A 13,486-nucleotide genomic window follows, 5' to 3' on the forward strand; every position below is an offset into this window, starting at 1 on the left:
AAATGACCCAAAAATGACAAGGCATTGGAGAGACTTTCGGTGACCACGCAGACGCTCATCAGACTGGTAGTCGGCCTGGGCATGACCGCGATAGTGGGCGCATTCGCGCTGCGACGGGTCTGGTGGCTGTACAAGCTGATCATGTCCGGTCAACGGGCCAGCGACCGCAACGACAACCTCGGGACCCGCATCTGGACCGAGATCGCCGAGGTGTTCGGCCAGCGCCGGCTGCTGAAGTGGTCGATCCCGGGTCTGGCGCACTTCTTCACCATGTGGGGCTTCTTCATCCTGCTGACGGTCTATATCGAGGCCTACGGGTTGCTATTCCAGCCCAATTTCCACATCCCGATCATCGGCCGGTGGGACGCGCTGGGCTTTCTGCAGGACTTCTTCGCGACCGCGGTGTTCCTCGGGATCGTCACCTTCGCGATCATCCGGTTGCGGACCGAGCCCAAGGAGTACGGCCGCGGCTCACGGTTCTACGGGTCACACACCGGCGGCGCGTGGCTGATCCTGTTCATGATCTTCAACGTCATCTGGACCTATGTGCTGGTGCGCGGGTCCGCGGTGAACAACGGCACGCTGCCCTATGGCAAGGGGGCATTCTTATCTCAGTTGTTCGGTTCGATCCTGCGTCCGCTGGGCCACACCGGCAACGAGATCCTGGAGACGGTGGCCCTGCTGCTGCACATCGGCGTCATGCTGGCCTTCCTGATCATCGTGCTGCACTCCAAGCACCTGCACATCTTCCTGGCCCCGATCAACGTTGTGTTCAAGCGCCTGCCCGACGGGCTGGGCCCGCTGCTGCCCATCGAGGCCGACGGCAAGCCGATCGACTTCGAAAACCCGCCCGACGACGCCGAATTCGGGCGCGGCAAGATCGAAGACTTCACCTGGAAGGGCATGCTCGATTTCGCCACCTGCACCGAATGTGGGCGCTGCCAGTCGCAGTGCCCGGCGTGGAACACCGGCAAGCCGCTCTCCCCGAAGCTCGTCATCATGGACCTGCGCGACCACTGGATGGCTAAGGCGCCCTACCTCCTGGGGGAGAAGCAACCGAGCGAAAAGGGGGGCGAGGGCGGCTACGTCGAATCCGGTCGCGGCGAACACCACCACGTTCCCGAATCCGGATTCGGCCGGGTGCCCGGCTCCGGGCCCCAGCAGGCGAACCGACCCCTGGTCGGCACCGCGGAACAGGGCGGCGTCATTGATCCCGACGTGTTGTGGTCGTGCGTGACCTGCGGCGCCTGCGTCGAGCAGTGCCCGGTGGACATCGAGCACGTCGACCACATCGTTGATATGCGCCGCTACCAGGTGATGATGGAGTCGGAGTTCCCATCCGAACTGTCGGTGCTGTTCAAAAACCTTGAGAACAAAGGGAATCCGTGGGGGCAGAACGCCTCGGACCGCACCAACTGGATCGACGAGGTCGACTTCGACGTCCCGGTGTACGGCGAGGACGTCGACAGCTTCGACGGCTTCGAGTACCTGTTCTGGGTGGGCTGCGCGGGCGCCTACGACGACAAAGCCAAGAAGACCACCAAAGCCGTCGCCGAACTGCTGGCCACCGCCGGGGTGAAGTTCCTGGTACTGGGTGCCGGGGAGACCTGTAACGGCGATTCCGCACGCCGCTCGGGCAACGAATTCTTGTTCCAGCAATTGGCCACCCAAGCCGTCGAGACCCTGGACGGACTGTTCGAGGGCGTGGAGACCGTCGACCGCAAGATCGTGGTCACCTGCCCGCACTGCTTCAACACCATCGGCAAGGAATACCGGCAGTTGGGCAGCAACTACACCGTGTTGCACCACACTCAGCTGCTCAACAGGCTGGTACGGGACAACCGATTGGTCCCCGTGACTCCCGTTTCCCAAGACATCACCTACCACGACCCGTGCTATTTGGGCCGGCACAACAAGGTGTACGAGGCCCCACGTGAGTTGATCGGCTTCGCGGGCGCCAACCTCACCGAGATGCCGCGCCATGCCGAGCGCAGCTTCTGCTGCGGGGCGGGCGGCGCGCGGATGTGGATGGAAGAGCACATCGGCAAACGGATCAACCACGAACGCGTCGACGAGGCGCTGGCCACCAACGCCGCCACCATCGCCACCGGCTGCCCGTTCTGCCGGGTGATGGTGACCGACGGCGTCAACGACCGGCAGGAAGAAGCCGGCCGCAGCGGCGTCGAGGTGCTCGACGTGGCCCAGGTGTTGCTCGGGTCGCTCGACCGCGACGCGGTGAAACTGCCGGAGAAGGGCACCGCCGCCAAAGAGGCCGAGAAGCGGGCCGCTAAGACGAAGAAGGCAGAGAAGGCAGAGAAGGCAGCGCCGAAAGCCGCCACGCCGACCGCTCCAGCTGAGGCTCCGGCCGAGGCTGCGGCTGAAGAACGGCCCGCCGCGCCGGTCAAGGGGCTGGGCATCGCGGGTGGAGCGAAGCGGCCCGGCGCCAAGAAAGCAGCTCCCGCTAAAGCGACGGCCCCCGCCCCTGGCGTCGAAAGCGAAACCGCCAAAGCACCAGCGGCCGCACCCGCCAAGGGGCTCGGCCTGGCCGCCGGCGCCAAACGCCCGGGAGCCAAGAAGGCCACCGCCCCGGCAGCGGCTCCAGCACCGGCTGCCCCCGCCGAGGAGACCGGCACAGCACCCGAAGCCGCGGCACCGCCGGCGGCACCCGGGAAAGGTCTCGGCATCGCCGCCGGTGCCAAGCGTCCAGGAGCCAAGAAGGCCAGTGCCCCAGCGGCGCCGTCGGCACCGGCCGCCTCCGCCGAACCTGAGACAAAACCGGAACCGGCAGCCCCCGCCGCGCCGGCCGATGCCGACGCGGCTCCCCCGCCGGCACCCGTCAAGGGGCTGGGCATCGCACCCGGCGCCCGTCCACCGGGGAAGCGCTGACCACGATTTGACACCTGTCAGCAAATTTCACTGGACAGCGATGAGACCATGGTTGACGTGACTACTCACCAGCTGCCCTGGCATGCCGCAAGTCATCACCGGCAGCGCACCTTCGCGCAGTCGTCCAAGCTGCAGGACGTCCTGTACGAAATCCGCGGCCCGGTACACCAACACGCCGCGCGGCTGGAAGCCGAGGGTCACCGCATCCTCAAGCTCAACATCGGTAACCCGGCGCCGTTCGGTTTCGAGGCGCCCGACGTGATCATGCGCGACATGATCCAAGCGCTGCCCTACGCCCAGGGATACTCCGACTCGCAGGGCATTTTGTCGGCCCGCCGTGCGGTGGTCACCCGCTACGAGCTGGTCGAGGGCTTCCCGCGATTCGACGTCGACGACGTCTATTTGGGCAACGGGGTATCCGAGCTGATCACCATGACGTTGCAGGCGCTGCTGGACAACGGCGATCAGGTGTTGATCCCGTCACCGGACTACCCGCTGTGGACGGCGTCGACCTCGCTGGCCGGCGGCACGCCCGTGCACTACCTCTGCGACGAGACCCAGAGCTGGCAGCCCGACATCGCCGACCTGGAATCCAAGATCACCGACCGCACCAAGGCCTTGGTCGTGATCAACCCGAACAACCCCACCGGCGCGGTCTACAGCCGCGAAATCCTCACCCAGATGGTCGATTTGGCGCGCAAGCATCAGCTGCTGCTGCTCGCCGACGAGATCTACGACAAGATCCTCTACGACGACGCCAAACACATCAGCGTGGCCTCGCTTGCCCACGACATGTTGTGCCTGACCTTCAACGGCCTGTCCAAGGCATACCGGGTCGCCGGATACCGGGCCGGCTGGCTCGCAATCACCGGGCCCAAAGACCACGCCAGCAGCTTCATCGAGGGCATCAGCCTGCTGGCCAACATGCGGTTGTGCCCAAATGTCCCGGCGCAGCACGGAATTCAGGTCGCCCTCGGCGGACACCAGAGCATCGAGGACCTGGTGCTTCCCGGCGGCCGGTTGCTCGAGCAGCGCGACGTCGCCTGGACCAAGCTCAACGAGATTCCCGGGGTGTCTTGCGTCAAGCCGGCCGGAGCGCTGTACGCGTTTCCTCGGTTGGACCCCGAGGTCTACGACATTGCCGACGACGAGGAACTCGTCTTGGACCTGTTGCTGTCCGAGAAGATTCTGGTCACCCAGGGCACCGGATTCAATTGGCCGGCACCCGATCACCTGCGCCTGGTGACATTGCCATGGTCACGCGATCTCGCCGCCGCGATCGAGCGGCTGGGTAACTTCCTGGTCAGCTACCGCCAGTAACTTCGCGAAACTCGTTGCCGGGCAAACCAATCGACTTGGAGACGGCGCACCTGCTCGCCTCGGCGACTCGGCAAACGTGGTCGATATTTACGAAAGCCGACCGAGGCGTGGCCGGCTGGCATACGCTGCTGGGTTAGTCAGTCGATGGTGGCCGCTATCGGCCACGGCCAGCGGGAGGGTTACGTGTCGTTTCTGATTGTGTCGACGGAGGCGGTGGGGGCGGCGGCCTCGGATGTTGCGGGGATCGGGTCGGTGCTCAGTGAGGCCGGCGCGGCCGCAGCGGCCCCGACCACAGCGGTGCTCGCCGCCGGTGCCGACGAGGTGTCGGCGGCCATTGCGACGCTGTTTAGCGCGCACGGCCAGGCGTACCAGGCACTCAGCGCGCAAGCGGCGGCGTTTCATAACCAGTTCGTGCAGGCACTGAACGTCAATGCGGGCTCGTACGCGGCCGCGGAAGCAACCAACGCGGCCCAAAGTATCCTTCTAGACCCGCTGAACGGAATCAGCCAGGTGCTGACCGGGCGCCCACTGATCGGTAACGGCGCCAACGGGGCGCCGGGAACCGGGCAAAGCGGCGGGGCCGGCGGCTGGTTGATCGGTGACGGCGGTAACGGCGGATCCGGCCGATCCGGAGTGTCCGGCGGACAGGGCGGCAACGGCGGGGCCGCCGGACTGTTCGGCAACGGCGGCCTGGGTGGCGCCGGTGGCAGCGGCTCGATCAACAACGGCGGGAACGGCGGAAGCGGCGGAACCGGCGGGCTGCTGTACGGCACCGGCGGCGCCGGGGGCGCGGGCGGATTCGGCACCGCCAACGGGGGAATTGGCGGCAACGGCGGCAGCGCCGGACTGATCGGCAACGGCGGCGTCGGCGGCGCCGGCGGTGTGGGCAGCGCAGGGTTGCAGTTCGGCGGCGGGAACGGCGGCCAGGGCGGAGCCGGCGGCTGGCTCCTCGGCAACGGCGGTGGTGGCGGCGCCGGCGGGCTGGGTGGCGCCGCAGCCGGTGGGTCCGGGGGCAACGGCGGTAACGCCGGGTTGTTCGGCGGCACCGGTGGTACCGGCGGGGCCGGTGGAAGCTCCGCGGAGAGCATCGGCGGGTCCGGCGGTACGGGTGGCCACGCCGGGTTGTTCGGCTCGGGCGGTACCGGTGGCGTCGGCGGGGTGGGATCTGCCGCGGGCGGATTCGGCGGTACCGGTGGCGACGGCGGTCGCGGCGGCCTGATCTTTGGTGCCGGCGGTGACGGCGGAGCCGGCGGAGCAGGCAGCCTTACCAACTCGCCGTTGTTCATCAGCGGAGGTCAGGGTGGCAACGGCGGCGACGCCGGCCTGTTCGGCATCGGCGGAGCCGGCGGCGCCGGCGGCCTTGGCTACGTCAATACAACGGGTGCCACCGCTACGGGCGGCGCCGGCGGCAACGGCGGAACCGGCGGCACGCTATTCGGCATCGGCGGTGTCGGCGGCATCGGTGGTGCCGCCTTCGCCGACACCCTCGCCGGTGGCACCGCCACGGGCGGCAACGGCGGCGCCGGCGGGACCGGTGGGAGGCTGTTCGGCAACGGCGGGGCCGGCGGCGCCGGCGGGGCCGGCTTCGAAAGCTTCGGCGGCGGCGGCGAGGGCGGTAACGGCGGCAACGGCGGTCAAGCCGCGCTGATCGGCAACGGCGGCAGCGGTGGCAACGTCGGGGTCCCCGGACCGAACGGCGTCGGCATCGGCACCGGCGGTAACGGCGGCAATGCGCAGCTGATCGGCAACGGCGGCAACGGCGGCAACGCCGCGACACTGTTGTCCGGCACGCCCGGTAATCCCGGCTCCGGCGGGCTGCTGTTCGGCCAGCCCGGGCAACCCGGGCTCTAGCCCGATAGTCCGGCCGGCTGCGGGCGCTGGCCGCGGCTGAGGGTATTTCGCCACGGCCCGCTATGGGCGCAGCCAGATTCTGCCCCACCAATGGCACTGAATCACGTTGGCCGGCAATTGCTCTGGGCATCATGTGGGCTCATGGCGTCTGCGGGGCGGGCCCGCCATCTCGCGGCCACCATGGAACCGCTCGGCAACCTTCCGGCAGTAACCGCCTCTCGTAGTGGCGGTGGTGTTGTGCGCGGCCGGGCCGGGCTGCGAAACGGTGGCGAAAGCCGGGCCTACTGCCGCACAAACAGAGGTCGAAATGCCCTAACAGGCACACCCGACTGCGCGCGACGCTGTTGTCTTCGCCAGGCACTGGGGATGACCGGGTAGGAGGATCGCGATGTCGCATATGGTGGTGGCACCGGAGATCGTGGTGGCGGCGGCAACAGACCTGACGAATATCGGTTCGGCACTCAGCGAGGCCAGCGCCGTCGCGGCAGCCCCGACCACAGCGATACTGGCGGCCGGTGCCGACGAGGTGTCGGCGGCCATCGCGGCGTTGTTCGGGGCGCACGCCCAGGTCTATCAGGCGCTGAGCGCCCAGGCGGAGGCCTTTCACACCCAGTTCGTGCAGGCATTGACCGCGGGCGCGGGCGCGTATGCCAGCGTCGAGGCCGCCAGCGCGTCGCCGCTGCAGTCGCTCCTGGACCTGCTGAACGCACCCACCCAGGCGGTGTTGGGTCGCCCGCTGATCGGCAACGGCGCCAACGGCACCCCGGGAACCGGGGCAAACGGCGGAGACGGCGGGATCCTGTTCGGTAACGGCGGGGCCGGCGGATCCGGCGGCCCCAACCAAGCCGGCGGCAACGGCGGGGCCGGTGGCATCCTGTTCGGCAACGGCGGAACCGGTGGTGCCGGCGGAGCCTCATCAACCGGGGTTGGCGCGGGCGGCGGGGCCGGCGGGATCGGCGGACTATGGGGTACCGGTGGCGCCGGTGGCGCCGGCGGGCCATCAACGGTCTCCGACGGCGGACCCGGCGGGCCCGGCGGGCGAGCGCTGTTATGGGGCCTCGGTGGCACCGGCGGCGTCGGCGGGGCCTCCTCGGCCGCCAGCGGCGGGGCCGGCGGTGCCGCCGGTGCCGGCGGGCTGTTCGGGGGTCCGGGCGGCACCGGCGGCACCGGCGGGTTCGGCGTCGTGCACGGCGGGCGCGGCGGCGACGGGGGCGGCGGCGGGCTGTTCGGCGCCGGCGGGGCCGGCGGTACCGGCGGAGCCACCACCACGGGTGAGGGCGGGTTCGGCGGGAACGGCGGCACGGGGCTGTTCAACACGGGCGGTGCCGGCGGCAACGGCGGTTCGGCTAGCGGCGGCACCAGTATCGGTGGGGGCGGCGGAGTAGGCGGGTTCGGATTCTTCGGTGACGGCGGGCCCGGCGGAACAGGCGGCGCCAGCACCACCTGGAACGGCGGGTTCGGCGGGGTGGGCGGTTCGGGCTTCTTCAACGGCGGCACCGGCGGGACCGGCGGCTACGGGGCCAACATCGGCGGGACCGGTGAAAGGGGCGGCAACTCCGGGCTGTTCGGCAACGGTGGTGACGGCGGGGCCGGCGGCACCGGCGGGGTGCTGGGCGGGCCCGGCGGCCGGGGCGGCTCGGCCGCGCTGATCGGCGACGGCGGAAACGGCGGAAACGCCGGAGGCGGCCCAACCCCGGGCAGCCCCGGCGCCGGCGGTACCGGCGGGCTGCTAATAGGCGCGGACGGGTTGAACGGGCTGCCGTAGGCCCCCGAGACGGCCCGGGTTTGTGACGAGGCCGAGCCGGTCCGATGGCGCAATCGACCTGGCGGAATAGCTTACGACGGGCTCGTCCCATGTCGGGCAATTGCTGACCGCGGCAGGTTCGGCCAAACCTCATCCACTGGCGTGTTGGCGAACCCACCCATCGGGGGTGTGGCCGGATTCAATGAGCCGGGCCAATTCCGCGGTCGTTCGAGGCGGCAGGTCGACGTCAGCGTGCGGATAGACGACCTGCTCCTCCTTGGAGTTGTGTTGGTCTAAGTAGATGTGCCGGCGCAGCGCGTCCACCGCGGGCCGTCCACAGCGGGTCATCCGGCACCGGCTTTGCCACCCGGAGCCACTCGTCCTTACCCGGCGTGGCATTACGACTGAAATAGAGCCGTGGATGGTCGCACAGGATCTGAATCCCGGAGCGGATGATGAACATCATCAGAAACAGGTTGAAGAAATGGGTCCAGCCCACCCAGGCGGGAATGCCCGGGCCAACACCGGACGGGACATGGGTGCCGGGATATCGCTGGATGAATGCCTGCACGGCCGGCATGTTGTGCAGCCCCTTGCCCACCGCCACCGCCAAGACCAACAGGGCGAACCCGATGGGAATCAGCCACAGCAGGTTCAGCCACCTGTCACGACCGACGCGCAGCCGCGGAGCGATCGCCCGCTGGTCTTCTATCCCGCCGGCCCAGGTCTCCGGGTTGACGCTGTTCTCAGCGAGACGCAGCTCAGTGCGATAACCGAAGTCCGGCTCTTCGTCGCCGGGCGCAGCGGTAATCGTTCCCGGCGAATCGACGTGTCCGGCCGCGCTGCGACCTTCGTCAGAAAGGTTTCGGACATCGAGGTCATGGGGGTCTCGGTCGGTCATCGGATCGCGCCCAAATCTATCTTCTACAATGTGTACTGTGCAAACTGTACGCCATGGTAAGCATGATTGGGAAACCGTGCGTCGACGTGCCGAGTTCGCCGGTGTACGCCACTAGCCCGGGATCACGCCGAGCGGCTCGAGTCCGCCGGCGAGTTTCGAATTACCTTGCGAGGCTGGGCTATTGAAAATTCACCGAAGTGCGCTGCGGCGTTGTCCGCACGATCGGCCCGGGGTTGCAGGTGCGGCCGCGCCGGCCGCCGTTGCGCGCCGGCGACTGATCACGTCAGTCACATGAGCCAGCTGGATGGTCCGGGTATCCGTTGCGCCCGGCTACGCGCGACAAATCCGTTGCGCCACCCCTGGGCTTGTCGCTGCAAGCGGTCGTGGGCTGCGCCCCGGCGGCTGACGGCGCCGAGTGTGCCCTGACGGCGCCGAGTGCGCCGTCAGGGCGGCCGATCGCGGCGGTTCGCGCCCTACATACACGGTCAAAGCGCTCACTGCACACTCGATGCGGCGGCATGGCAGCCGACGCGGTGATCATGGGAGACATCCCCCGAACAACTACCATCACAAGAGGTTTGAGCAGACCCGACAGGTATCCAAGGCCGCGCAAGCGGACACCGTTGACCAGCAGCATTCCTGCTCCCACTAAAATTTTCCGAGTGGGGCGGACGAATTGGCGCCGCCTCTTGCCGGCAAGTCCGGGGTTGACCGAAATCAGTTGCGTTCCAACAGATCCAGCAAGTAGCTGCCGTATCCGGACTTGGTCAGGCTGCGGGCATGCCGTGCCAGTTGCTCGTCGTCGATCCAGCCCAGCCGCCACGCCACTTCCTCGGGAATGCTGACCTTGAGTCCCTGCCGACGTTCCAGCGTCCGGACGAAATCGGCGGCATCCAGCAGCGAGTCGAACGTCCCGGTGTCCAGCCACGCCGTGCCCCGGGCCAGCACCTCCACCGCCAACCGGCCCTGGTCGAGATAGATCTGGTTGACCTCGGTGATCTCATACTCCCCACGCGCCGATTTCTTCAACCCCCTGGCGATCTCGATCACGTCGTTGTCGTAGAAGTACAGCCCCGGCACCGCATAATGCGACTTCGGGGTGGCCGGTTTTTCCTCCAACGACAGCGCGATGCCATCGGCACCGAACTCGACCACTCCGTACGCCGACGGGTTAGCCACCCAATAAGCGAAAATCGCCCCACCACTGACGGATTGGAATCGGCTCAGACTAGTCCCCAGGCCGGGACCATAAAAGATGTTGTCTCCCAATACCAAACCCACCGAATCATTACCGATGTGATCAGCACCGATCACAAAGGCCTGCGCCAGTCCCTCGGGCCGACCCTGGGTCGCGTAGCTGATATTGACCCCAAAGTGCCTGCCGTCGCCCAGCAGACGATGAAACCCCGGCGCATCATGGGCCGTCGTGATCACCTGAATATCGCGGATACCGGCCATCATCAGGGTGGTCAATGGATAGTAGATCATCGGCTTGTCATAGACCGGCAACAGCTGCTTGCTGATCCCCATGGTGATCGGATACAACCGGGTCCCCGAACCACCGGCCAAGATGATTCCGCGCATCAGCGGCTCCTCAGTCCACCAAGTCGTCGTCGGTGAGTTCGGTGGCCGCTAGCGCCGACGCCAAGTCGTCATGACGAAAGACCGCGGTGACATGGTCTCGTACCACACGGAATGCCGACGCGGCGGTCGTGACGGCCCCGGGATCGTCACGGCCGGTGATCTCCTGTTCGACGACCACGACGCCGTCGTGCACATACATCTGCCCAAGCTCCGCCGCCACCATGACCGAGCCGGCCCATCTGCGTAGCGCCTCATGACCCTGCACCGCCCCATGCGCATCACCGATGTCGATATCGTCACTGGACAACGACACCAACGTCTCCACATCACCGGCAGTCAACGCGTCGTGCCAAGCCAACACCGTGGCGATCTCCGAAGTGGTCATTGGTAGTCGGGGGCGCGGTGCTCGGTGAGCCCGTTTCCCCTTCCCCCTTATCTGTGTTGAGGACCCCCGTAAAGGTGGATCCGTTTTGGTCATTTCGTGTTGTTTGGCCTCGTTCGTCCTGACATGCGGGCGCGGAAATGACAGCCTAGAAAATCCAGGCCCTCACGTCCCTCCCGCAGGTCGACCACTTTCGTTTTGTCCGGATGCAGCCGCAACCCCAACGACGCCAGGACTTCTCCCACTACCGTCAGGGCATGCTCGGCCTGTACCGCATTGCGGCACAACACCACACCATCATCGGCATAGCGCACCAACTCACTCACATTTCTGCGGGTTAGTTCGGTGTCGAGCACATATAGATAGATGTTGGCCAACAGCGGCGAGATCACCCCGCCCTGCGGGGTGCCCGCGACCGTCCGCTGGGTCACCCCCTCGACCATCACTCCCGCCTGCAGCCACAATCGCAGCAGTTTGAGCATCCGCCGATCCGAGACCCGCCTGCTGACTTCCACCAGCAGTCGGTCGTGGTCGATCTCGTCGAAGAAATTGGCGATATCGAACTCGACCACAAACACCTGGCCCGCGATGAACCCGGTCCGCAACCGTTCCTTTGCCATCGTCGCCGACCGCTTCGGCCGAAACCCATACGAGCACGACAGAAAATCCGCCTCGAAAATCGGTTCCAGCACGATCTTGGCCGCCGCCTCGACCACCCGGTCTCGCACCGTGGGAATCCCCAACGGCCGCACACCGCCTTGTGGTTTAGGGATCTCCACCCGACGCGCCGGCGCCGGACGGTAACGACCCGTGCGAAGGTCATGGCGCAACTCACGCAACATGCGGTCCACGCCGTAGTCCTCCACCGCAACCAGGGTGATTCGATCCACCCCAGCCGCACCCTTGTTCTTACGCACCCGTTCCCACGCCTCCCACAGGACGTCACCCCTGTAGACACGGTCATACAGAGCATGGAAACGCCGACCCGAAGACTGCTTGGCCGCAGCCCATAGCGCACGTTGCAGTTGTCGTACTTTCACCGGCGATGGGCTCAACGGCTCATCTTCGGCTACGGCGGGCTGTGGCCCGCCGGGGGAATTGAACCAGGCGGACCCGGTCATGCCCTCGCACTTACCCACTTCGCACGCGTGATCAAAGCAGGGGCCCTTCCCTCCCGATGTGTCTCTCACACCGATCAGCGGTACTACGACCCCCTCGGACTCCCGTTGCCCTCCAAGGGACTTCACCATCGGCTTATGCCCTTGGTCTTTGCCCGACGCAGGTCAGGCAGACGGGTCTCTCCCCTTCCGAACCAGACTGTGTGCACGTGCCGCTCCCCATACCCCGGAAGGACCCGCCGAGCTAACCCCGGACCAGGGCTCGACAGACATAGGCCTTCGCCGTGACATGAGCGGCTCGGCTCCTCCGTTGTGACTGTGACGAGGCTGCAGGACTCGCACCTAACGGCACTACGGCCCGCGCACTTGCTCCCTCCAAAGAGGCTCTTGACACCCCGCTTAGCCCGCCGCCTCTCGACGACGAACCGGGGCCTGCTACCCGGCGCTCCGGTGCCTACCGGGACGGGACTTCCACCCGCAAGCCTGATCCAGCTTCTAGGACGCACCATGGTCTGCCAGTCTAAAGAGGCGTGCCATCCAGCCATTTCCGCCACACGGCATCATCACCGAACACCTCGATACCGGTGTCGGCGACCGGAACTCGGCGCACCATCGCCAGCAGCAGCTCGGCTGCACTGCCGCGAAGCGCCACCGTTCCCTTGCCGTGCTCGTGCGACCAAGTAATCCGGCCCGCGTCGACGCCGACCGTCCATTCCCCCGCGGTACCCAGCCCCCGATCGGTGGCGTGCAGATGTAAGGTGTCGCCGGCCTGAAGCGGTAGCGCAGCATCGTCGCCCCCGGCCTGGATCGCGATTCGCTGCAGAAATTCACTGATTCCGTCGGCTGCGATGTCCGGTTCCAGCGTGAATCCGCTCCCGATGGCGATTGCGGCATCGGCGCGATGCACCGCCACCTCGTGCAGCCGGCGCCGGATCCACCAGCCCGCCGGCCTTGGACCGAGAAATGTCCACACCGGCGTTTCCGCGCCGGTTCGCGCGACGGCATCGACCAGACGCTGTGCTCCACCGCGCAGCCAGGTGATGGCGTCGTCCACATCCGGTGGCGGCTTTCCCTCTTCGACACTGCGCGGGTCCACGAAGCTGTCCAGTCGATCGCGCACGATCTGCGCCGCCCAGCGGTCCCCGCGCCCGACGTGGCGGAACAGCTGTCCGAGGTCCCAGCCCGGACAACTCGGCACCGGCGTCGATTGGTCGGCGTTGCGGATGAGGTCACCAAATTGGCGGGTCTGGTCAAGATATGCCGACGTGTAATCCACGGCGGTCACGCTACTCGCGGCCCGAAGTTATCCGCGGCGCGGAGTTCGGTCATGGCGCCGTTACCCCGCGTAGGTCGAGGCGCGAACTCAGCGCGAGTGGCGAACGGGACGCGTGAGCCACACGAGGAGTATTGCGACGGCAATCGCGACAAGGGAGGACAGCCACCATGCGGAGATCACCAGCGCGGCTATCGCAAGTTCACGACCCTGCTGGCGGCGGTGGGCGATCTGGTAGAGCGCGACGATTCCCAGGGGAATGCTCACATATAGCGGGCCCAGCACACTCGTCACCAACGCCGCGATCGCAAAGCCGCTAATCGCCAACGAGCTCACAAAGTCAGCCGGTGGAAACGCAGTCGCCTGGCGGCCGTTGGTCATGTTCGGCACCTATCTGGTTGCTGGCCGCGACGCGGCCGCTTGGTTG

At 67.0% G+C, this 13,486-nt stretch carries 9 protein-coding genes and 1 pseudogene; 4 read left to right on the forward strand and 6 right to left on the reverse strand.

Annotated elements, in window-relative coordinates:
* Positions 1-39: 39 nt before the first annotated feature.
* The 4 genes from CDN38_RS11310 (at position 40) to CDN38_RS11325 (ending at position 7,822) form a co-directional block, all read left to right on the forward strand.
* Positions 40-2,886 (forward strand): (Fe-S)-binding protein, encoded by a 2,847-nt coding sequence (locus CDN38_RS11310; RefSeq protein ID WP_099318958.1) that lies wholly within the window; start codon positions 40-42, stop codon positions 2,884-2,886.
* 30 nt (positions 2,887-2,916) lie between these two features.
* Positions 2,917-4,206: a pyridoxal phosphate-dependent aminotransferase gene (locus CDN38_RS11315; protein ID WP_075512305.1), complete on the forward strand. Its 1,290-nt coding sequence runs from the start codon at positions 2,917-2,919 to the stop codon at positions 4,204-4,206.
* Between the two features lie 183 nt (positions 4,207-4,389).
* Positions 4,390-6,057, forward strand: a complete 1,668-nt coding sequence (locus CDN38_RS11320) for a PE family protein (protein ID WP_075512326.1) — start codon at positions 4,390-4,392, stop codon at positions 6,055-6,057.
* Positions 6,058-6,445: 388 nt separating this feature from the next.
* Entirely contained in the window at positions 6,446-7,822 is a 1,377-nt protein-coding gene (locus CDN38_RS11325) for a PE family protein (RefSeq protein ID WP_099318959.1), read from the forward strand.
* 289 nt (positions 7,823-8,111) lie between these two features.
* On the opposite strand, the pseudogene CDN38_RS11335 reads toward CDN38_RS11325, so the two are convergent.
* The 6 genes and pseudogenes from CDN38_RS11335 to CDN38_RS11360 form a co-directional block, all read right to left on the reverse strand.
* Positions 8,112-8,702 (reverse strand): annotated as a pseudogene (locus tag CDN38_RS11335) (molybdopterin-dependent oxidoreductase); the annotation flags it as partial.
* A gap of 717 nt (positions 8,703-9,419) precedes the next feature.
* The gene (gene rfbA / locus CDN38_RS11340; RefSeq protein ID WP_075512302.1) at positions 9,420-10,286 is read right to left on the reverse strand and encodes a glucose-1-phosphate thymidylyltransferase RfbA; all 867 of its coding nucleotides are present in this window, start codon (positions 10,284-10,286) and stop codon (positions 9,420-9,422) included.
* A 10-nt stretch (positions 10,287-10,296) separates the two neighbouring features.
* Positions 10,297-10,671, reverse strand: coding sequence for a nuclear transport factor 2 family protein (locus CDN38_RS11345; RefSeq protein WP_075512301.1), 375 nt, complete (start codon positions 10,669-10,671; stop codon positions 10,297-10,299).
* 89 nt (positions 10,672-10,760) lie between these two features.
* Positions 10,761-11,789 carry a group II intron reverse transcriptase/maturase gene (gene ltrA / locus CDN38_RS11350; RefSeq protein ID WP_244307465.1) on the reverse strand — a complete coding sequence of 343 codons (1,029 nt, stop codon included), beginning with the start codon at positions 11,787-11,789 and terminating at the stop codon, positions 10,761-10,763.
* Between the two features lie 517 nt (positions 11,790-12,306).
* On the reverse strand, positions 12,307-13,062 hold the full coding sequence (locus tag CDN38_RS11355; protein WP_075509359.1) for a maleylpyruvate isomerase family mycothiol-dependent enzyme: 756 nt from the start codon (positions 13,060-13,062) through the stop codon (positions 12,307-12,309).
* An 87-nt stretch (positions 13,063-13,149) separates the two neighbouring features.
* Positions 13,150-13,440, reverse strand: a complete 291-nt coding sequence (locus tag CDN38_RS11360; RefSeq protein WP_142361273.1) for a DUF4190 domain-containing protein — start codon at positions 13,438-13,440, stop codon at positions 13,150-13,152.
* Positions 13,441-13,486: the final 46 nt, after the last annotated feature.

Source organism: Mycobacterium ostraviense, from assembly GCF_002705925.1.
GTDB classification, from domain to species: domain Bacteria; phylum Actinomycetota; class Actinomycetes; order Mycobacteriales; family Mycobacteriaceae; genus Mycobacterium; species Mycobacterium ostraviense.

Excerpts from the sequence above, each read along its gene's own strand:
- CDN38_RS11325 (WP_099318959.1), top strand. The coding sequence starts at position 6,446 with ATGTCGCATATGGTGGTGGCACCGGAGATCGTGGTGGCGGCGGCAACA.
- rfbA (WP_075512302.1), bottom strand. The coding sequence starts at position 10,286 with ATGCGCGGAATCATCTTGGCCGGTGGTTCGGGGACCCGGTTGTATCCG.
- CDN38_RS11345 (WP_075512301.1), bottom strand. The coding sequence starts at position 10,671 with ATGACCACTTCGGAGATCGCCACGGTGTTGGCTTGGCACGACGCGTTG.
- ltrA (WP_244307465.1), bottom strand. The coding sequence starts at position 11,789 with ATGACCGGGTCCGCCTGGTTCAATTCCCCCGGCGGGCCACAGCCCGCC.
- CDN38_RS11360 (WP_142361273.1), bottom strand. The coding sequence starts at position 13,440 with ATGACCAACGGCCGCCAGGCGACTGCGTTTCCACCGGCTGACTTTGTG.